An 18,617-nucleotide genomic window follows, 5' to 3' on the forward strand; every position below is an offset into this window, starting at 1 on the left:
AACATCATTTCAATTGTTTGAGAGCTTGACGCTTTGCGCGCAAGGGCGGAACTCTTCGCCGCGCGGCCGATCACGCATTGTTAAGCATGATGACAAAAAGTGAAGCCTGCGCCATGGCGCAGGCTGGCAACGGACGAAGCTGCTCAGTCCGTTCTGTTGGTCTTCTCGACCAGATGATTCTCGAGCGAATTCAGCATATGGAGGAATTCCGCGAGTTCGGGGCTCACACGTGCCGGCCGGTTGACATGCCCTTGATAGGGCTCCGTTCGGTCTGACGCCTCGAGGCTACGCATAACTTCTTCTCCTTCGGTATTTTTGCTCATAACACGCTAAATCTAAGAATTACCTAAGACCTGTTACTACGCCGCAATGACTGACTCACATCCGAATGAGCGGTTCATTCTGCGTTCATGAGTAAAGATGGGAGTCGAGACGGGCGCTCGCGCGGCTGAAGCCGGGCCATTTCATGGCGAAGGAAAAAAACAATAATTCGTGATGAAATTGCCACAGGTTCCTGTGCGTATACTCCTGTTGCGAGCCAATGCCATTCGGGAGACATACATGGTGAAGCCAGCCACAATCTTGAAGACGATGCCTGTTCTTGCCGTCCTGGCGGGACTGGGCGCCACTTTTGCCCTTGCCGGTCCGATCGAGGACCGTCAGGCGGGGATGAAACAGGTCGGCAAGGCCATGGGCGCCTTCGCCGGTATCGCCAAGGGCGAAGCCCCATACGATGCGGCCGTCGTCAAGACCAACGCCGATGCCATGCTCGCCGGCATGAAGCAGGCTTTCGCCAATTTCACCCCAGGCAGTGAAAAAGGTCCGCCCGAGACCTATGCCAAGCCTGAGATCTGGAGCGACCCGGAAGGCGTCAAGGCGGCCGAGGATACGGCGCTGAAAGCGGTCGAGGCCATGGCGGCGACCACCGACGAGGCGGGCTTCAAGACGGCACTTGCCGGTCTCGGCGAAGGCTGCAAGGGTTGCCACACCAAATATCGCCGGCCGAAGGATTAACTCAACCTGGCTGTTACGAAACGATCGACGCTGCTCGGCCTGGCAGGCCTCGTCCTGCTGGGCGGAGCAGTGTTCTGGTTTCTCTCGGCGCCAAGGCCTTTAGGCCCGGACGCCATTCCCCAGCATCAGGCCGATCTCGCCAACGGCGCGCTGATGTTCAATATCGGCGGCTGCCTCAACTGCCATAGACCCGATCCCGCCAATGCTTCCGCCGATGCCGGCCTGCCGTCCGGCGGGGCACCGCTCAAGACGCCGATCGGCACGCTGTTTCCGCCCAATCTGACGCCCGACCCGGAAACCGGCATCGGCAAATGGAGCGAGCTCGATTTCGTCAACGCGCTCGAACGCGGCCTGTCGCCCTCAGGCGACCACGCCATACCGGCCTTCCCCTATACGTCCTATGCGCTCATGCGCACCGAGGACGTTCTCGACATTCGCGCCTTTCTGATGTCGCTCACCCCGGTGCGGGCGGAGGACAAGCCGGATGATATTCCCTTGCCCTTCTTCCTCCGTCGCGGTGTCGGCCTGTGGAACTATCTCGGCCTCTCCACGGCCAAATGGCAACCCGACCCGCGAGAGACGGCGAGCTGGAACCGCGGCGCCTATCTGGTGAACGGTCCCGGCCACTGCGCCCAGTGCCACACGCCACGGACCCTCTTCATGACACTCGATGAGACGCGCGCCTTCGCCGGCGGTCCGCATCCCGAAGGTGACGGCAATGTCCCTTCGCTGCGTGGCCTCATCGAACGTGGCCGCTACAAGGACGCCAAGGACCTCGTCTCGGCCATGCAGTTCGGCGAGACCTTCGGCTATGACAAGCTGTCCTCGGGCGGCATGGGCGCCGTCCAGACCAATCTGTCGAAGCTGCCGGAAGCCGACGTGCAGGCCATCGCCGAATATCTCGTCAGCCTGAAATAAGTGGGGCGACCTGCTCCTGTGGCCTAATTATCACACCCGTCCGAAAAGCGGTCGGAGCCCCGTCATATGCCGGGTAGGCGCACCGGCCATTCCCCGGTTATCTTCCGGCCAGGTTGCAGACTATCTTTTCCGGGGGATTTCCATGCTGAAGAACGTGCTTTTGGCCGGCGCCGCGTCGCTGTTCGTCGTCTCGGCCGCGCAGGCCGCCGATATTGTGGCGCCTGAAGCCTATGACTGGACCGGGCCTTATGTCGGCCTCCAGGGCGGTTATGCCTGGGGCGAAAACGATGTCAGCTCGACGGGGACGGAATCGACGGAAGAAGTGCTCGGGCGCGCCGCGGTGCTGAATGGCCGTGACGGGCATATGGATCTCGACGGTTTCGTCGGCGGCCTCCATGCCGGCTATAACTGGCAGTCGGACGCCCTGGTTCTCGGCATCGAGGGCGACATCGAATTCGCCGACATCAACGGCGACACCGATGTCATCAACGGCAATGGAATCAAGGTCGGCGAGGTCGAGCAGGAGATCGACTGGCTGGGGTCGCTCAGATTGCGCGCCGGATTTGCGGCGGACCGCGCACTCTTCTACGCCACCGGTGGTCTGGCTGTCGGCGGCGTCGAGCTCACCTTGAAGGACAGCGATGGCGATGAATTCGCCAGCAATAGCGAGACGAACTGGGGCTGGACGCTGGGCGGCGGCATCGAATATGCCGTCACCGACGATCTCAGCGCCCGGATCGAATATCGCTATACCGATCTTGGCGACATCGATGCCGACAATGGCGACGATGATGATGGCAAGGCCGACACCGCTTTCCATGCGGTCCGCGCCGGCCTGAGCTGGCACTTCTAGAAGAAGAGTCTCTCCCTCGTAGACTTTGCAGGGCGCCTCTCACAGTGGGCGCCCTTTTTTCGTCACAGGTAAGGGGAACTCTGGCGCAACCGGAGAACCGGGGCAGACGCATTGGGGGCGGCTTGTATGCTTGGGGGCTATTCGGACGGCATGGCGAATGCCATGGACACTCTCTATGGCGCTGCCGCCGGCGAGGTGGAATGGACAGTGGCGATCGAAACGCTGCGCCGCCTCTTTCACGGTTCGAGCGCGAATTTCGTGCGCCACGGCCCCGATATCGGCCCCCAGGACCTCATCACCATGGGAACCGACCCGGTTTTCCTGCACAGCTTCGTCGCGGAATTCGCGACCGAAGCAAACCCCTTCATTCAGAGCGCGATGCGGGCTGAAACCGGCAAGGTCTTCACCGACCGCACATTGTTCGACCGTGACGCATTGCGCACCAGCCGCTACTGGAATGAATGGATGGCGCCGCAGGACATGTATGGCGGCATGTTCTGCAAGATCTGGATTTCCGACTCGTCCGTCTGGGCGTTCAATGTCCAGCGCGGCCGCAAGCAGGAGGAATTCGGCGCTGCCGAGATCACGCTGCTGCAGCAGCTGTTGCCACATCTCACGCGTGCGATGCGCATCAGCCGCCACAGGCAGACCGCGCAGGCATTGACGTCTTCCTTCTATCAGCTGCCTTTCGGCATTCTGCTGGTCGGCGCCGAGCAGCATATCATCGAGATGAACGAAAACGCCGAAGCGCTGCTGTCGCGGCCCGGCAGCGGCTTGCGGATCGAGGCCGGACGCCTGGTCTCGACATCATCCAATGACGGAGTATTGCGTGGCGCCATCGCTGATGCGCGTATGGCGTCGCCCGGCGAAATGCCGGCGAGTTTCGATCTCCTGCTCCGTCAGCCCGCGTTGAATGGAAGGAGCGGCAATCTGATGATCTCGGTGACGCCGCTCGCCAACCGAAAGGACTTCGGCCCGGCCTGGGAACCGATGGCGGCGGTCATACTGCGTGAAGTGGCGCCGCAACTGCCTGATGGCTTCGATGTGCATTTGCGGGCGATCTTCAATTTCACCCCGGCCGAGGCGCGCCTCGCCGCCAATCTCTGCGCCGGCCAATCGCTCAAGTCAGCGGCCGAGCTGCAGGATATCCGCTTCAGCACCGCGCGGCATTATCTCGAGAACATCTTCCAGAAGACCGGAATGCGCCAGCAGAGCCAGCTCGTGGCCCTGCTGAAGAACGTCCAGCCTTTGCAAAGAAGATGATCAGACGGGCTTCTTCTCGTCCTTGCCGTAGTAGTAATTGGCCTTCTTGCCATAGATGGCGCCGCGCAGCAGGCGGCGCATGCCTTCCGACTTGCGCAACGGATCGATGACGGCGCGCATTGCGTCATGGGCGGCGACCTTGATGCCGTCCATCGCCGGCGAGACGCCGGGTGCGCGCTGCGGCAAGCCGAAATGGCGCAGCGTGCCGTTCATCAGGCGGATCTTGTTGAGGCGGTTGACCTCCGGCGTCTTCCAGGTCATCGCCATCGACACCGAATAGCGCCCGCCAGTGCGCACCCAATGCGGCCACATATAGGGCAGATGCACCGCATCGCCCTCCTTCATGGCGAAGACCTGGGCACGCGCCTCGAAGGACGGATCGTAATGCTGGTTGCGATGCTTCGAGGGAGAAATCTCCAGCGCCTCCTCGGAGATCAGCGTGCGATCGCCGTTCTCGAAGATATGGACGAACTTGTCGCCGCGGATCTGGATCAGGATGTTCTCCTCGGCGTCGACATGGAAGGGCGTCGTCGAATTGGCCGACGAAACGAAGATGTAGCCCTGTAGGTCGCTGTAATCGTCCGCCTTCTTGCCGGCCGCCGCTTGCGCCGCATCGACGAAGCCCTTGAGGATCGCCGCATAATCGGGATCGACCTCGACGCCTTTGATCACCATCCAGGCATTGGCTTCCTCGATGCGCTTGATCACTTCAGCCGGCGCCATGTCGATGGTCGGGATGTCTTCCGGCTTCTGGCCGGGCAGCAGCTTGCCGGAATTATATTCGATGCGGTCGCGCGGCATCGACTGAGCGAGCTGGATCAGGCGCTCGAGCGTGAACAGCGGATGATCGGCGAGGCCGTGCTGGAGCGCGAAGGGGGCCTTGAGGAATTTCTCGCGCGCCACTTGCGCGTCGAAGGTGACGATGCTCATGATTCTTTTCTCCTCATAACGCGATAGAAAAAGCTCTTGGCCATGGCGCGCGCCGCGACACGCGCCTTCTCGGCTTCGACCAGCAGCCGGAAAGCCGGCGCCGGCAGCCCGGGCCCGCGGATCATCACATCGCAAAGCGCGATGCGGTCGCGCCAGATATTGCTGATCATCGGATGGCCCGGAATGGCGCAGGAATCGACGAGCGCCAGACGCTCCTTGTCGATCAGCCTCTCGGTCGCATCGAGGATCAGCATGACCCCTGGCGAATAACGCGCGAAGCTCTCGTCATAGGCGATCTTGCCGAGCCAGCCTTGGTCGCCCTTGACGATGCCCGACATCATGGCGATCGGCTTGCCGTTGAAGGCGATCTTCCAGAACCGGAGGCTGCCCTCGCCGGCCAGATGATGAAGCGCGTCACGGAATGAATTTGCCATGACGACATCGGTAGCAAGAGCCGTGCCGCGCCGGCCTTTCCAGCCGAGCGCCTCGAGCGCGATCAGTTCGTCCACCCAGGGATCGACCGGGTCGCCCGGCGCCCAGGCAAGGCTCTCGAGCCTGCCCTCCTCGCCGAGCCTTGACCGCAGCCGACGAAATTCCTTGCGCCGCTTGCGCTCGAAATTGCCTGAGAACCAGTCTTCGAAACTCGGCTGTGCCGCAAGCGCCGCGCGTTCCCAGCGGTTCAGGATCTCGACGGCCCCGCCTACTGACGCAGCGGCAGTGACCAGCATGTCCCAAAATGGGCCGGAAGCCGGGATCGTGCGCAGTTGGATGGCGCGGCCACGCTGGGCGCCGAGAAAGGCCTGAAGCACCGAAGCGGGGTCATGCGCTGCAATCAGCGGGGTGCCTGAGAAGCTCAAGGGCGAGACCCAGGCCCGCTTGAGGGGGCCGCCGCCGGTCTGGAGGGCAAACAGCCCGCAGAGTTCGTTGCCCTGCCACAGCGCCAGTATTTCGGCGGGGTGCTTCGGTCCATAGGCTTTGAGCGCCGGGGCGAGCCAGGGCTGCAGAAAGGAGCCTGCCGGCGCGAAGCTGTTGGCGCCAAGCGACCGCCAGGCCGCCGAGAGTCCATCGATCTCCGCCGGCTTGGTGAGCTTCTCGACCCTGATGGTTTCCGCGCTCGACATCACCACCATCATATTCATGGCCGTATCTCGGTTGGGAAAAGACGCTTCGTAAGGATAAGGGTGGCGATGGCCTCGCAGGCGAAAGCGGCGGAGATGGCGACCGCCGCCCCCTCGATGCCCCATCGCGGGATGAGTGCCAACCCCAATCCGCCATTGAGCAGAAGTGTTGCAAATAAGATCATTGCCGCCTTGTCCTGATGCCCGGAGACGGCAAGCAAGTTCTGCGCCGGACCGGCATAGGCGCGGATGAGGAGGCCTATGGCCAGGATGAACATCACCGGATAGGCGGCCATGAAGTCAGGCCCGAAGAGCCAGAGCAGCGGTTTGCCGAGAATGAGCAGGATGCCGGCGCCGAGGAGTGAGGGCCAGAAGGACCAGGCCTGCATGCGGGCGAGGAAACCGCGCAGCTCCGCCAATTCGCCACGCGCATGGAGAGCGGCGAAACGTGGCATCGCCACCGCGCTGATCGAGAAATGCACGAAGGCGATGAGCGAGATCGTTTTCAGTGCCGCGAAATAGATGCCGATCCGGTCGGGAGGCACACGCAGATATTCGAGCAGCAGCACATCGAGATTGAGGATGAAGAGCGTGAAGCCGTCGATCATGAAGAGCGGCAGCGACGTGCGCAGCCACAGCTTGAGCGCGAAACTGGATGGCGCCTTGGGCGCCGCCAGCTTGAGGCGTCGCTGCAAGGCGAGATACTGCACGATGGCGGTCACCCAGCAGGCGAAAACCAGGGCCAGCGCCGCCGTTGCGGCATCAGGCGGACGCGCCGCCCAATAGAAGATGCCGATGAAGGCGAAGAGCAGAAGCGGCCGCACGATATAGGGCGGAATGAGCGCCAGATCGATCCAGCCTTGCGCGCGCCCGACGCCGTCCTGGAAATCGGTGAGGCCATAGGCGGGCAGGCTCAGCAGCGCGATGCACAAGGGGACGACATAGACAGGCTCGAGGAGACCATTCCAGTCCTCGATGAAGAGCACGGTCAACGTGGCGATGACGGCCCCGAGCAGGATGACGATCACGCGTCCGGCCCGCAGGAAGCCCTGGAAGAGATCCCATCTTCCCTGCTCGCGATATTCGGGCAGGAAGCGGATCACCGAGGTCGCGAAGCCGATCGATACCAGCGAACCCAGCACCAGCACCCACACCCAGCTATAGGAGAAGACCCCGAATTCGAAGGCGCCCATCCAGCGGGCGAGCAGGATCTGGCTGACAAAGGCGAGCAAGGCCGAAACGATGCGGATGGCGAAGGCCGTCAGGGCGCCACGGCCCGAGCGCGCGCCTTCGCCGCTGCCGGTGAGCAGCGTCTCGGCCTGCCGTCGCAAAGTCGACGGCATCAATTTCAGCAACCGATCCATTCCGCCCTAGCGCCTTCGCCTTTCAGACTGGGCGCAAGGTAAGGGCCAATGCCTAAGCTTCCCTTTGGCGGGATGGTTAACGGCTAATCCTGGGTTTCTCCCGACAAGGGAGTCGCCCGCATCGAAGGGCGCAAGCTGAAGGCGTCGAACCAAACGGTGAGCCGCGGCCGGCCCTCCCGGAAGGCCGGCAGATCGCGGAACCGGATCCAGTCGAGCGCGGTCGCGAGGGCGATATGGCCGACATGGACGGGACCCGCAATGTCGAGCGCCGTTTCGAGCCAGCCATAGCTGGCGATCAGCTTCTCGGTGTAGCCGTCGCGCAACGCCGCGTAGCGCAGTTCCTCCGGCCGCCGCACCGTCTCCCAGCGCAGCGCGATGCCGGCATCGCAGAGGCCTTGCGCCACCGCCTGGAGGCGCAACGCGTCCCAGCGCGCCTCGCCCTCTTTGGGGATCAGCCGGCGGTCCGGCGCCAGCGTATCGAGATAGGCGCAGATGACGTCCGAATCGAAGATCGGCGCGAGACCGGGCCGGATGAGGACCGGCACCTTGCCGAGCGGATTTTCGGCGAAGACCGCGGCATTGCGGCGGGTCGGGCTGGTTTCGTGGTGGATGACCTCGATTCGACCCTTGAGCCCTGCCTCATGGGCGAAGACCAGCGCCTTGCGCGCATAGGGTGAATGGGTTTGATAATAGAGCTTCATCATCGGGCCTCTCTTGGGTGCCGATGTCGAACGTCACGGCGACATCGGCAAGAAATCCGGATGAGGCATGCCCTAAAGGCTAAGGCCGGCGCAAGCGCCGGCCCCCGCTTTGAACGAATTCCCCTCAGAACCCGCTCGATAAACCTTGAGCGTGAGCGCTCAGAAGTCGCTCTTGGGTTCCAGAATCTGGCGGCCCTTATACATGCCGGTCTTGAGATCGACATGATGCGGACGGCGCAGCTCACCGGACTTCTTGTCTTCGATCCAGGTGACAGTCTGAAGCTTATGGCCCGAGCGGCGCATGCCGATGCGGCTGCGGGACATTTTCTTGCGTGGAACGGCCATTGAAACTCTCCATCAAACAAAAGGCGCAAACCCGGCCGGGCCGGGGCGCCAAATCTGGGCGGCTTATAGCGGGCTTCAGAGCCCGAGGCAAGTCACATAGGGACCGATCATGTTCATCCGGGCCATGATCCGCTGGGCGATGCGATTGACCCGTTTGGAGGGCTTTCCGGCGTTCCGTTTGATCGGGTTGGGCAGGACGGCGGCGAGCAGAGCGGCCTCCCGTTTCGACAGTTTGGCGGCCGGCTTCTTGAAATGATATTGCGCCGCAGCTTCCGCTCCGTAAACTCCGGGCGCCCATTCGACGATATTGAGATAGATCTCTATCATCCGGCGCTTCGTCCAGATCAGATCCATCCAGTAAGCGAGCGGCAGTTCCAGGGCCTTGCGGACCGGGCTGCGGCCATCCCATAGGAAGAGGTTCTTGGCGGCCTGCATGGAAATGGTGCTGGCGCCGCGGACCGGGCCCTCGCCGTCGCCATCGGTCGCCTCGTCCAGCACGTCGCCGAACTCGATCCAGTCCACCCCATTGTGCGAGCAGAAGCGGGCATCTTCGGAGGAGACGACGGCGCGCGGCAGATGCGGCGAAATCTCGTCGAGGCTCACCCAGTCATAGGTGATGCCATTGCCGTTGACCAAGCGGGTGATCATCAGATTGGAGGCGGGCGGCGGCACCACCGCATAGACGAACGTCATCACGATCGGCCACAGCGCTGCGATCACGGCCACCGTGGCGATCCGGCGCGGCCAGGGATCGTATCGCTTGAGAAAGGTGCTGATACGCCAGATCTTTCGGGGCACAGGGGAAGCCTCGTCGCTGTTGTCGGCATCCGCGCCGGCCGCCGGCTGGTCTGCGCGCCTCTGGAACAGCGCCCGCCGCCTGACCCCGATATCAGTCATGGCCGGATCTGTGCAATAAGCCGCGCCCCATAGGTTGAGTTTCCCTGTCCTTCTCTTTAGACCTTTTGACCTTGCCCAAACCCTAGCACAGGACAGCATCTTGGCGTCACTCCCGCAAACCGAGTTCGAACGGCATCTGACCGGATTTGCCGGGACGATCGCGGGTCATCTCGATCGCCTCCTGCCGGTCGAGGATGCCAGGGCGCCGCGCCTCGTCGAGGCGATGCGTTATGCCCTGCTAGCGCCCGGCAAAAGGATCAGGCCGTTCTTCGTGGCCGAGAGCGCCCGGCTTTTCGACGTCGCGGAAATCCACGCCTTGCAGGCGGGCGCGGCGATCGAATGTGTGCATTGTTATTCGCTTGTCCATGACGACCTGCCGGCGATGGACGATGACGACCTGCGCCGCGGGCGCCCGACCGTGCATAAGGCCTTCGACGAGGCGACCGCGATCCTCGCCGGCGATGCGCTTCTCACTTTCGCTTTCGAGATCCTGAGCAACAAGGCGACGCATTCCGACGCAGCGATCCGCGGCGAGCTCATCGCCCAGCTGGCGCAGGCTGCCGGCAAGGACGGCATGGCCGGCGGCCAGATGCTCGACCTGCAGGCCGAAAGCGAGAAGGTCGCCGATCTCGGCCGCATCGTCACCTTGCAGGCGATGAAGACCGGCGCCCTCTTCCGCTTCGCCGTGAACGCCGGCGCCGTCCTCGGCAAGGCCGGCGCGAAAGAGCGTGCGGCGCTCGCTCTCTATGCCGACCATATCGGCCTCGCCTTCCAGATCGCCGACGACATTCTCGATGTCGAGGCTTCGAGCGCCACGCTCGGCAAGACAGCCGGCAAGGACAAGGTCGCCGGCAAGGCGACCTATGTCGATCTTCTGGGTCTCGACGGCGCCAAGGCCGAAGCGGGCAAGCTGGTGCGGGAAGCGAAAGACGCGATGCAGCTTTTCGGCGCCAAGGCGGAAATCTTCATCGCCGCCGCCGATTACGTCGTGAGCCGGCGAAAGTAATCAGATCATCGGCAACCCGCGCGGCTTACGGCCGAGCGGGAAGGCATCATCGAGGCGCTGGATATCACCGGCGCTCAAAACGAGATCGCCTGCTTTGGCATTGTCTTCGACATGCGTGAGCTTCGCCGCTTTCGGTATGGCAAAGAGCGCCAGTCGCCGTGTCAGGAAGGCGAGCGCCACCTGGCGCGGGCTGGCGCCATGTGCCTTGGCGATCTCGGCCAGAATCTTGCCGCCTTTACCCGCCGCATCCGGAAAGCCCGAATGGCCGAAGGGACTATAGGCGACGACGGCGACATCATGCTTTTCACACCACGGAATGACCGCATGTTCGATGGCGCGCTCTTCGAGATGATAGAGCACCTGGTTGCAGGCGATCTTGCCGGATCCTGCGACGGATAAGGCCTCGGCGAGATCGTCCTCATCGAAATTGCTGACACCCCAGGAGAGGATCTTGCCGTCGCGCTTTAGCTCCTCGAAGGCCGCAAAAGTTTCGGCGAGCGGATATTGCCCACGCCAATGCAGCAGGTAGCAATCGAGCCGGTCGGTGCCGAGCCGTTTCAAGGATGCTTCGCAGGCGCGTTTCGTGCCGGCCTTTGACGCGTTGCTGGGCAACACCTTGGAGACGATGACGATCTCGTCGCGCCGCCCTTTCAGCGCCTCGCCGATGATCGTCTCGGCTTCGCCCGAGCCATACATCTCGGCCGTGTCGATATGTGTCAGACCGAGATCGACGCCGCGCCTCAGCGCCGCGATGGCATCGGCACGCGCCGCATGCTCGATATACCAGCTGCCCTGGCCGATGACCGCGACTTCACCACCGGCCGCGCCGAAACGCCTTTTCTGCATGCCTGCCTCTATGCTCGATTGGCCCCGTCCTGGACGTGGAAATAAGCGGAATCGCCGACGAGCTCACCCATAACATCATCGACCGATGTCACCAGCATATCGCAGCGTTTGCCGAGTTCCGAATCGGGGCGTTCGCCGCGCGCGCAGGCGATGGACAGATTGCGCACGATAGCCAGGCACTGGACGAAATGCTGACGGTCGGAAAAGCTGAAAGGACGGGTCATGAGGGGCCTCGCTTCACACTGATTGGGGAAGCAGGATCATAGAACAATAAGAGAACAAAGTTCAATCGCCAATTTGCGTTCAAGCGACGAATTACGCCGACCCCCAACGCTCCTTGACGTAATTCTCGACAATGCCCTGGAACTGTTTGCCGATATCGGCGCCGCGCAAGGTGGCGACTTTCTTGCCGTCGACATAGACGGGCGCCGACGGCAGCTCGCCGGTTCCCGGTAGCGAGATGCCGATATCGGCATGTTTCGATTCACCCGGGCCATTGACGATGCAGCCCATGACCGCGAGCGACAAGGTCTCGAAGCCCGGATAGTCGCGCCGCCAGTCGACCATGCGGTCACGCACATAGGTCTGGATGTCCTGCGCGAGTTCCTGGAACACGGTCGAAGTCGTGCGCCCGCAGCCGGGGCATGCGATGACCATCGGCGCGAAGGAGCGCAGGCCCATGGTCTGGAGGATTTCCTGTGCCACCGTCACCTCACGGGTGCGGTCGCCGCCGGGCTCGGGGGTGAGCGAAATGCGGATCGTATCGCCGATGCCTTCCTGGAGCAGCACCGAAAGCGCCGCCGTCGAGGCGACGATGCCTTTCGAGCCCATGCCCGCTTCGGTGAGCCCCAGATGCAGCGCGTAATCGCAGCGTTTGGCGAGCAGGCGATAGACGGCGATCAGGTCCTGCACTTCCGAACATTTCGCCGAGATGATGATCTTGTCGGCGCCCAGGCCCAGTTCACGCGCCCGTTCCGCCGACAGCACGCCCGATTGCACCACCGTCTCATGCATCACCGCGCGCGCTTCGATGGGGGCCGCCGATTTGGCGTTCCGGTCCATGAGCTCTGTCAACAGTGCCTGGTCGAGCGAGCCCCAATTGACGCCGATGCGGACGGGCTTGTCGAAGCGCAGCGCCGTCTCGATCATCATGCCGAAATTGCGGTCCTTCTTTTCCTTGAAGCCGACATTGCCGGGATTGATGCGGTATTTGGCCAAGGCCTCGGCGCAGGCCGGATATTGGCTGAGCAGCATATGGCCGTTGTAGTGGAAGTCGCCGACGATCGGGACATCGAGGCCCTTGGCCGCGACCTTGTCACGGATATGGGGAACCGCGGCGGCCGCCTCCTCGCGGTCGACGGTGATGCGCACGATCTCGGACCCGGCCCGGTTGAGGGCGGCGATCTGCCGGGCGGTGCCCTCGATATCGGCCGTATCGGTATTGGTCATCGACTGGACGACGATGGGCGCCCCGCCGCCGATCTGGACGGAACCGGTCGAAACGCCGATGGAGGGTCTGCGCGGTAAAAGCATGGAGGTTAAGTGGCCTTGGGCAGGGCCAAGGTCAAGACAAACAGCGCCGCAGCCATCAGCACGATCGAGGGGCCCGAGGGCGAGTCGAAGGTCGCCGATAAGACGAGGCCCCCGACCACGGCGATCATGCCGAGAAGGCTCGCCCAAACCGCCATGCCCTCGGGCGAGCGCACCATGCGCCGGGCCGCCGCCGCCGGAATGATGAGAAGCGCGGTGATGAGGAGAATACCGACGATTTTCATGGCGACCGCGATCAACACCGCGATGAGCAGCACGAAGCCGACTTCCACTCTTTGCGCCTTGACGCCTTCGGCCGTCGCCAGCTCCTCATGCACGGTCAGCGCCAGAAGATCGCGCCACAGAAAAGCCAGCCCGATCATCATCGCCACACCGCCGAGCCACACCCAGAGAATGTCGCTCGCCGACACGGTGAGAATGTCGCCGAAGAGCAGGCTCATCAGGTCGAAGCGTACCCAGGTGAGGAGGCTTGCCACCACGATGCCGGCGGCGAGCGCCCCATGCGAGAGGATGCCGAGCAGCGTGTCGGTGGCAAGCTCGCGCTGCGACCGGAGCGCCAGGAGCGCCACCGCGACGGCGACCGTCGTGGCGATGACGCCCAGAGTGAGATCGACGCCGAATAGAAGTCCCAGGCCGACGCCCAGAAGCGAGGCATGAGCGAGCGTCTCGCCGAAATAGGCCATGCGCCGCCACACGATGAAGCAGCCGATGGGACCTGCGATGAGCGCGACGCCGAGACCCGCGATCAGGGCGCGGATGAAGAAGGGTTCGGAGAATATGGCCATCAGTGCTTATGATTATGATGCTTGTGGTCGTGCTGAGCATGACTCTCGTGGTCATGGTCGTGATGATGCGAATAGGCGGCGATGACCCGCGCCGCCTGTGGGCCGAAGAGCTTGATGAATTCGGGATCGTGGCGCACGGTTTCCGGCCCGCCCTCGCAGCAGATATGGCCGTTGAGGCAGATGACGCGATCGCTTTCCGCCATCACCATGTGGAGATCGTGGCTCACCATCAATATGCCGCAGCCATGGGTCCGGCGGATCTGCGAGATGAGCTCATAGAGCTTCGTCTCGCCGATGAAGTCGACCGCCTGCACCGGCTCGTCGAGCACCAGCAGCTCCGGCTTGCGGAGAAGCGCCCGCGCCAGCAGCGCCCGCTGCAATTCACCGCCCGACAGCGAGGCGACGGCGGCGTCCTTCAGATGCGCGATGCCGGTTTCGGCGAGCGCCGCATCGATATCGGCGGGTGCGGCGCGCAAGGTGAGCGACAGCAGCCGCTTCACATCGAGCGGCACATTGGATGTCAAGGGAAAGCGCTGCGGCACATAACCGACGCGCAGGCCGGGTTTACGTTTGATGCGCCCGCCGCTCAGCTTCTGCAAGCCCAGCAGCACGCGGACCAGCGAAGACTTGCCCGCCCCATTGGGACCGATGAGGGTGACGATCTCGCCCGGCATCACCTCGATATCGACGTGATCTAGAATGACGCGCTTGCCGTAGGTGAGGGAAAGGTCCAGGCCTTCGATCAAGGGTTGGCTCGGCACGAATGCGTCCATGGCTCAGGCGCTCCCGGCGCAGTGGCCGCAGCGGCCCGAGATCTCGACCACGGTACGTTCAGCCTTGAAGCCCTGGGCCGCCGCCTGCCGGCCGAGTGCCGCGAAGGTGTCGGGACTGTCGAGCTCGGCGACGATGCCGCATGCCTCGCAGATGAGGAGCGCGGCGGGCTCCCCCTCATGCGCGTGCGAGCAGGCGATGAAGGCGTTGCGGCTCTCGATCTTGTGCACCAGCCCATGCGCCAGCAGGAAGTCGAGGGCGCGGTAGACGGTGATGGGAGCCGGGCGCGGGCCGTTGGCGGCCATGCGCTCGATGATCTCATAGGCGCCGGCCGCCTGATGGCTCTGGGCCACGCAATCGAGCACGTCGCGGCGCTGGGCCGTGAGCTTGGAGCCGCGGCGCGCGCAGATGCGCTCGGCCCGCTTCACCAGATCGGCGGTGCAGTGCTCGTGATTATGGCGGGGATCGGGGAAAGACATGACTGTTATATTATAACAGTCGAGCGAAATATCAAATGTCCAGATCGGCTAGCCAATGGCGGCCCGCCTCGACCACCTCTTCGGGGGTCTCGAAGGACGGCAGATGGCCGCATTCGGCGATCTCGACATAACGGGCATGGGGAATGAGCCCGGCCATGCGCAGGCCGTCCGCCGCCGGGGAAAACTGGTCGTGGACACCCCACATCAGGAGGCTCGGACAGGTGATCTTCGGCAGATCGGCCCAGCGGTCGGGCCTTACCGCAAGGGCATCCGACTGGCGCGCCACCTTCTGAGGATCGGCACGGCGCGCCATGGCGAGGAACCGGTCGGCCGCCTCCTGCCCACGCTCGCCTGGGAGATGGGTGATGGTCTGAAAGAACTGGCGATAGACTTCATCGGCTCGGCCGTCGCGCAATTTGGCGCTGCGCTCGAAGCCCAATTGCGGATTGGCGACGGCGCCCGCCCCTGCCCCGATGATCCACAGGCCCTTCACCCGCTCCGGAGCCACGAAAGCCGTCTCACGTGCCACATGGCCGCCGAAGGACGTGCCCATCACGATGAAGTCGCCATCGACGGCGCCGAGCACCTTGTCGACGCAAGCCGCCAGGCTGTCCTCATAGGGGACAGTGATCTGCGTCGTCACGAGTTCGGCGAAGCTGTCCTTCACATCATCGTAAAGGCCTTCGTCGCAGCACAATGCCGGTATCATCACGAGGGGGAGCATGATTCCGGCTTACTAAGCCGAGGCGATCAGGTCAATCAAGTAACCGTCATCCCGGCGCAAGCCGGGATCCATTCAATGAGGGCAACCAGGCCAGCGCTTGACGCGCGTCACTACTTCTGTGGATCCCGACTTTCGTCGGGATGACGGCTTGAGGAGCGCGAGATCAGATAAGCGACGATGGAGGCGATGCAATCGGCCGAAATTGAATTGGATAATTGCCAGCAACCTCCGCCATTCTGAAATATCCTATTTCAGGCGTTACTCGTCAGGCGGACGGTCTGGTGGAATGTGACTTCCCTTTGAGCTTCAGCTCGGCTGCGATTTCGCGCGCGGGAACTGCCGAGCTGAACAGGAAACCCTGGCCCTGCTGGCATCCGAGCGTGCGCAGGAACTCGAGCTGCTCGGTCGTTTCGATGCCCTCGGCAAGCGTGATGAGGCCGAGGCTGTGGCCGATATTGATCACCGCCCGGAAAATCTCGGCGGATTTGCGCGTCGTCTCGACATCCTTGACGAAGGACTGGTCGATCTTGATCTTGTCGAACGGAAAGCTGCCCAGATATCCGAGCCCGCAATAGCCGGTGCCGAAATCATCGAGCGCGATGGACACGCCAAGTTCCTTCAGCTCCTTCAGGGTCTGCAGTGTTTCGGATGTCTTCTCCAGCAGGCAGGATTCGGTGATCTCAAGCTCGAGCCGGCGCGCGGCAAGACCAGATTTCTCAAGCGCGCCGGATACGACCTCGACAAGCTTACCTGACTTGAACTGGGCCGGAGAGATGTTCACCGCTACCGTCAGATCGTCTCTCAGCGTGGTGGCCAGCCTGCAGGACTGCTCCAGCACCCAGGCGCCGATGGGAACGATCAATCCGCTCGATTCCGCGACGGGAATGAAAGTCGAGGGCGGGATCATGCCTTCGTCCGGATGGTTCCAGCGCAGCAGGGCCTCAAAGCCGATTACCTTGCAACCGGTGAGCTCCAGCAAAGGCTGATAGTGAATCTCGAACTGCTCCTCGACCAATGCCTGGCGCAGGTTGCGCTCCATCTCGCGGCGCACGATCATCTGCAGCGACATATGCGGCTCATAGATCCGGCAGACGCCGCGGCCATCCGACTTCGCCTTATAGAGGGCGAGATCGGCGTTCTTCAGCATGGTGGACGCATCGAGCGACTTGTCGAGGCCGACACTCACTCCGGCGCTCACGCCGACCAGAATCTCGTATTCGCGGACCTTGAGAGGACTGCTGAAAGCCTTGACGAGTTCGCTCGCAGTGGTGTGAGCGTCGGAGGGATCGGCGATCGCCGGAAGCAGCACCGCAAACTCATCGCCCCCGAGACGGCCGACAATTCCGGTATCGCCCACGCACTCTTCCAGACGGTTGGCTACCGCGGTGATGAGATTATCACCCACATGATGCCCGAGGGTGTCGTTGATATTCTTGAAGTCGTCGATATCCACCAGAATGATCGACCAGAGACCGGGCTTCTGCGTCTTCTGAAGATGCGTGTTCTCGAGCATTTCGAGGAACAGCCGCCGGTTGGGAAGGCCGGTCAGCGCATCATGCTCAGCCATGTATTTGATGCGCGCGTCATGCTTGCGGCGCTCGGTAACATCGACGACGGAAACGATCGCCGCGTCCTTGCCGCTATATTTGATCGGCTTGGCATAGCTGCCGACCAGTATCTCCGTGCCGTCCGCCTTGTTGTGGATCCAGTCCTTTTCGCCGCTGTCGGCGGAGAAGTTGTTCGTGGCGTCGTCGAGCGCCCTCTGGCGTTCATAGGCCGGCCGTATTTCCAGCGACGTCATGTTCAGGAACTGGTCGCGCGAATAGCCGTAATGCTCGATAGCGGCGGCGTTGACGTCCAGAAATTTCAGGTTTTCTCTTTCGACGACCCACATCGGAACCGGATTGCTTTCGAACAGCAGCCGGAAGGACTCGGCGGCGTTCCTGTCGTCGGTGACATCGGTCCTGACAAACACCTTTTTCCCGTCATCGGTGACATGCTGGTCGTAGCGGATCCATCTGTGGTCGCTGAGATTCCGTTCGACATAGGAAGCACTATGGTTGAGGAGGTCCATTCGCCGCTGAATCCATGTTTCGGCGCGAGCCTCGTCCTGGTCGGAAAGGCCGCTTATCTTTTCGAAGGCGTTGCGGTAGAGCGATTCTATATTGACTCCCGGTTTGACGAGGGGAGCCACCTCGGGGAACATCATCTCATAGTTCTTATTCCACAGAATGAGGTTGTTCTGTGCATCCAGAAGAACAATGGCTTGCGGCAGGCACTCGATGACCTGCCGCAATTCGGCGTGGCTGGTGACGGCATCCTGACGCGCCGCCTCGGTCGCCGTAACGGTTTCCTGAAGGTCGGCCTTGACCTTCTGGAGTTCCATTCTGTCCAGGGCGATGCTTGCCAGGCTCCGTAAGAAATTCTTCTGCTGTTCGGTGATCGCGCGCGGCTTTACGTCCGCCACGGCAAGCGTGCCCAGGGGAAAGCCATCGGCATCTCTGAGAGCGACTCCCGCATAGAATCTGACGCCGTATGGTCCGGTTACGAATGGATTGTCGGCAAACCGCTCATCCTTGCTCGCGTCCTGAACGACCATCACGTCCTGATATGGCAGCGTATGATCGCAAAAGCTGACGGAACGCTCCACTTCCTGCAGGTCCAATCCAATCCGGGCCTTGAACCAGTGGTGCCTGGCTTCGGTCAGGCAGAGATAGGCGATCGGCGCCTCGAACAGATCCGCCGCCAGTCTCGCGATATCATCAAATGCCGGCTCCGGTGGCGTCCGCAGAATCCTGTACTGCCCAAGTCGGCGGAGCCGCTCTTGCTCAAAGGCCTCGGTCTGTTGGGTCTCGGCAACTGGGCTCGTCATGTCTCCGACCGGCATATCTCTCCAAGGCGGTGTAACTTCTTATTATGATTTGCTATTCCGCCCCAATCATTGCAGCTGAGATGCAAAACGCGCTTAAAATTACCTTCGGTTGGAAAAAAGGATATTCGCGTAGTTAACTTTGGATAAATACAACCAAAAAAGGCGCGGGAGTTACCCCGC

At 62.3% G+C, this 18,617-nt stretch carries 20 protein-coding genes and 1 pseudogene; 6 read left to right on the forward strand and 15 right to left on the reverse strand.

Annotation, left to right across the window (positions count from 1 at the left end):
* Nucleotides 1-143 precede the first annotated feature (143 nt).
* Nucleotides 144-293 (reverse strand): hypothetical protein, encoded by a 150-nt coding sequence (locus JHL16_RS18235; protein WP_200186283.1) that lies wholly within the window; start codon nucleotides 291-293, stop codon nucleotides 144-146.
* Between the two features lie 9 nt (nucleotides 294-302).
* Between JHL16_RS18235 and JHL16_RS35540 the strand changes: the two are divergent.
* From JHL16_RS35540 to JHL16_RS18260, 5 genes and pseudogenes are all read left to right on the forward strand, one after another.
* Nucleotides 303-350 (forward strand): annotated as a pseudogene (locus JHL16_RS35540) (hypothetical protein); the annotation flags it as partial.
* Nucleotides 351-561: 211 nt separating this feature from the next.
* Nucleotides 562-1,014: a c-type cytochrome gene (locus tag JHL16_RS18245; protein ID WP_200186284.1), complete on the forward strand. Its 453-nt coding sequence runs from the start codon at nucleotides 562-564 to the stop codon at nucleotides 1,012-1,014.
* Between the two features lie 69 nt (nucleotides 1,015-1,083).
* Complete coding sequence (locus JHL16_RS18250; RefSeq protein WP_200186285.1) at nucleotides 1,084-1,932, forward strand: cytochrome c; 849 nt, start codon at nucleotides 1,084-1,086, stop codon at nucleotides 1,930-1,932.
* Nucleotides 1,933-2,074: 142 nt separating this feature from the next.
* Nucleotides 2,075-2,785 carry an outer membrane protein gene (locus JHL16_RS18255; RefSeq protein WP_200186286.1) on the forward strand — a complete coding sequence of 237 codons (711 nt, stop codon included), beginning with the start codon at nucleotides 2,075-2,077 and terminating at the stop codon, nucleotides 2,783-2,785.
* 162 nt (nucleotides 2,786-2,947) lie between these two features.
* Nucleotides 2,948-4,048, forward strand: a complete 1,101-nt coding sequence (locus JHL16_RS18260) for a helix-turn-helix transcriptional regulator (RefSeq protein WP_200186287.1) — start codon at nucleotides 2,948-2,950, stop codon at nucleotides 4,046-4,048.
* Here the strand turns inward: JHL16_RS18260 and JHL16_RS18265 are convergent, their stop codons facing one another.
* The 6 genes from JHL16_RS18265 to mtgA all read right to left on the reverse strand — a co-directional run bounded on the left by JHL16_RS18265 (nucleotide 4,049) and on the right by mtgA (nucleotide 9,403).
* Nucleotides 4,049-4,978, reverse strand: coding sequence for a cupin-like domain-containing protein (locus JHL16_RS18265; RefSeq protein WP_137857533.1), 930 nt, complete (start codon nucleotides 4,976-4,978; stop codon nucleotides 4,049-4,051). It lies immediately after the preceding gene.
* Nucleotides 4,975-6,117 carry a GNAT family N-acetyltransferase gene (locus JHL16_RS18270; protein WP_200186288.1) on the reverse strand — a complete coding sequence of 381 codons (1,143 nt, stop codon included), beginning with the start codon at nucleotides 6,115-6,117 and terminating at the stop codon, nucleotides 4,975-4,977. The genes JHL16_RS18265 and JHL16_RS18270 overlap by 4 nt, the downstream gene beginning before the upstream one ends.
* Nucleotides 6,114-7,460: a lipopolysaccharide biosynthesis protein gene (locus tag JHL16_RS18275; protein WP_200186289.1), complete on the reverse strand. Its 1,347-nt coding sequence runs from the start codon at nucleotides 7,458-7,460 to the stop codon at nucleotides 6,114-6,116. The genes JHL16_RS18270 and JHL16_RS18275 overlap by 4 nt, the downstream gene beginning before the upstream one ends.
* 83 nt (nucleotides 7,461-7,543) lie before the next feature.
* A complete protein-coding gene (locus JHL16_RS18280; protein WP_200187179.1) occupies nucleotides 7,544-8,161 on the reverse strand; it encodes a glutathione S-transferase family protein in 618 nt (205 codons plus the stop codon).
* 159 nt (nucleotides 8,162-8,320) lie between these two features.
* Nucleotides 8,321-8,506: a 50S ribosomal protein L32 gene (gene rpmF, locus JHL16_RS18285; RefSeq protein ID WP_119388249.1), complete on the reverse strand. Its 186-nt coding sequence runs from the start codon at nucleotides 8,504-8,506 to the stop codon at nucleotides 8,321-8,323.
* 75 nt (nucleotides 8,507-8,581) lie between these two features.
* Nucleotides 8,582-9,403, reverse strand: a complete 822-nt coding sequence (gene mtgA / locus JHL16_RS18290; RefSeq protein ID WP_200186290.1) for a monofunctional biosynthetic peptidoglycan transglycosylase — start codon at nucleotides 9,401-9,403, stop codon at nucleotides 8,582-8,584.
* 100 nt (nucleotides 9,404-9,503) lie between these two features.
* Between mtgA and JHL16_RS18295 the strand changes: the two genes are divergently transcribed.
* On the forward strand, nucleotides 9,504-10,409 hold the full coding sequence (locus tag JHL16_RS18295; RefSeq protein WP_246770970.1) for a polyprenyl synthetase family protein: 906 nt from the start codon (nucleotides 9,504-9,506) through the stop codon (nucleotides 10,407-10,409).
* Here the strand turns inward: JHL16_RS18295 and JHL16_RS18300 are convergent, their stop codons facing one another.
* The 8 genes from JHL16_RS18300 to JHL16_RS18335 all read right to left on the reverse strand — a co-directional run bounded on the left by JHL16_RS18300 (nucleotide 10,410) and on the right by JHL16_RS18335 (nucleotide 18,437).
* The gene (locus JHL16_RS18300) at nucleotides 10,410-11,255 is read right to left on the reverse strand and encodes an aldo/keto reductase (protein ID WP_200186291.1); all 846 of its coding nucleotides are present in this window, start codon (nucleotides 11,253-11,255) and stop codon (nucleotides 10,410-10,412) included.
* Between the two features lie 8 nt (nucleotides 11,256-11,263).
* Nucleotides 11,264-11,479, reverse strand: a complete 216-nt coding sequence (locus JHL16_RS18305; RefSeq protein ID WP_137857528.1) for a hypothetical protein — start codon at nucleotides 11,477-11,479, stop codon at nucleotides 11,264-11,266.
* A 91-nt stretch (nucleotides 11,480-11,570) separates the two neighbouring features.
* The gene (gene ispG, locus JHL16_RS18310; protein WP_200186292.1) at nucleotides 11,571-12,788 is read right to left on the reverse strand and encodes a flavodoxin-dependent (E)-4-hydroxy-3-methylbut-2-enyl-diphosphate synthase; all 1,218 of its coding nucleotides are present in this window, start codon (nucleotides 12,786-12,788) and stop codon (nucleotides 11,571-11,573) included.
* Nucleotides 12,789-12,793: 5 nt separating this feature from the next.
* On the reverse strand, nucleotides 12,794-13,591 hold the full coding sequence (locus JHL16_RS18315; protein WP_200186293.1) for an iron chelate uptake ABC transporter family permease subunit: 798 nt from the start codon (nucleotides 13,589-13,591) through the stop codon (nucleotides 12,794-12,796).
* Complete coding sequence (locus tag JHL16_RS18320) at nucleotides 13,591-14,364, reverse strand: ATP-binding cassette domain-containing protein (protein WP_200186294.1); 774 nt, start codon at nucleotides 14,362-14,364, stop codon at nucleotides 13,591-13,593. Before JHL16_RS18320 ends, JHL16_RS18315 begins: the two co-directional genes overlap by 1 nt.
* A 3-nt stretch (nucleotides 14,365-14,367) precedes the next feature.
* Nucleotides 14,368-14,841: a Fur family transcriptional regulator gene (locus JHL16_RS18325; protein ID WP_200186295.1), complete on the reverse strand. Its 474-nt coding sequence runs from the start codon at nucleotides 14,839-14,841 to the stop codon at nucleotides 14,368-14,370.
* Between the two features lie 31 nt (nucleotides 14,842-14,872).
* Nucleotides 14,873-15,565 carry an alpha/beta fold hydrolase gene (locus JHL16_RS18330; RefSeq protein WP_200186296.1) on the reverse strand — a complete coding sequence of 231 codons (693 nt, stop codon included), beginning with the start codon at nucleotides 15,563-15,565 and terminating at the stop codon, nucleotides 14,873-14,875.
* Between the two features lie 265 nt (nucleotides 15,566-15,830).
* Nucleotides 15,831-18,437: a bifunctional diguanylate cyclase/phosphodiesterase gene (locus JHL16_RS18335; protein WP_200186297.1), complete on the reverse strand. Its 2,607-nt coding sequence runs from the start codon at nucleotides 18,435-18,437 to the stop codon at nucleotides 15,831-15,833.
* Nucleotides 18,438-18,617: the final 180 nt, after the last annotated feature.

It is taken from the genome of Taklimakanibacter albus (assembly GCF_016595235.1).
Lineage (GTDB): Bacteria > Pseudomonadota > Alphaproteobacteria > Rhizobiales > Aestuariivirgaceae > Taklimakanibacter > Taklimakanibacter albus.

Bases quoted from the DNA above. Each gene is read 5' to 3' on its own strand.
- JHL16_RS18235 (WP_200186283.1), bottom strand. From the start codon at position 293: ATGCGTAGCCTCGAGGCGTCAGACCGAACGGAGCCCTATCAAGGGCAT.
- JHL16_RS18245 (WP_200186284.1), top strand. From the start codon at position 562: ATGGTGAAGCCAGCCACAATCTTGAAGACGATGCCTGTTCTTGCCGTC.
- JHL16_RS18255 (WP_200186286.1), top strand. From the start codon at position 2,075: ATGCTGAAGAACGTGCTTTTGGCCGGCGCCGCGTCGCTGTTCGTCGTC.
- JHL16_RS18260 (WP_200186287.1), top strand. From the start codon at position 2,948: ATGGACACTCTCTATGGCGCTGCCGCCGGCGAGGTGGAATGGACAGTG.
- JHL16_RS18265 (WP_137857533.1), bottom strand. From the start codon at position 4,978: ATGAGCATCGTCACCTTCGACGCGCAAGTGGCGCGCGAGAAATTCCTC.
- JHL16_RS18270 (WP_200186288.1), bottom strand. From the start codon at position 6,117: ATGAATATGATGGTGGTGATGTCGAGCGCGGAAACCATCAGGGTCGAG.
- JHL16_RS18275 (WP_200186289.1), bottom strand. From the start codon at position 7,460: ATGGATCGGTTGCTGAAATTGATGCCGTCGACTTTGCGACGGCAGGCC.
- JHL16_RS18280 (WP_200187179.1), bottom strand. From the start codon at position 8,161: ATGAAGCTCTATTATCAAACCCATTCACCCTATGCGCGCAAGGCGCTG.
- rpmF (WP_119388249.1), bottom strand. From the start codon at position 8,506: ATGGCCGTTCCACGCAAGAAAATGTCCCGCAGCCGCATCGGCATGCGC.
- mtgA (WP_200186290.1), bottom strand. From the start codon at position 9,403: ATGACTGATATCGGGGTCAGGCGGCGGGCGCTGTTCCAGAGGCGCGCA.
- JHL16_RS18300 (WP_200186291.1), bottom strand. From the start codon at position 11,255: ATGCAGAAAAGGCGTTTCGGCGCGGCCGGTGGTGAAGTCGCGGTCATC.
- JHL16_RS18305 (WP_137857528.1), bottom strand. From the start codon at position 11,479: ATGACCCGTCCTTTCAGCTTTTCCGACCGTCAGCATTTCGTCCAGTGC.
- ispG (WP_200186292.1), bottom strand. From the start codon at position 12,788: ATGCTTTTACCGCGCAGACCCTCCATCGGCGTTTCGACCGGTTCCGTC.
- JHL16_RS18315 (WP_200186293.1), bottom strand. From the start codon at position 13,591: ATGGCCATATTCTCCGAACCCTTCTTCATCCGCGCCCTGATCGCGGGT.
- JHL16_RS18320 (WP_200186294.1), bottom strand. From the start codon at position 14,364: ATGGACGCATTCGTGCCGAGCCAACCCTTGATCGAAGGCCTGGACCTT.
- JHL16_RS18325 (WP_200186295.1), bottom strand. From the start codon at position 14,841: ATGTCTTTCCCCGATCCCCGCCATAATCACGAGCACTGCACCGCCGAT.
- JHL16_RS18330 (WP_200186296.1), bottom strand. From the start codon at position 15,565: ATGCTCCCCCTCGTGATGATACCGGCATTGTGCTGCGACGAAGGCCTT.
- JHL16_RS18335 (WP_200186297.1), bottom strand. From the start codon at position 18,437: ATGACGAGCCCAGTTGCCGAGACCCAACAGACCGAGGCCTTTGAGCAA.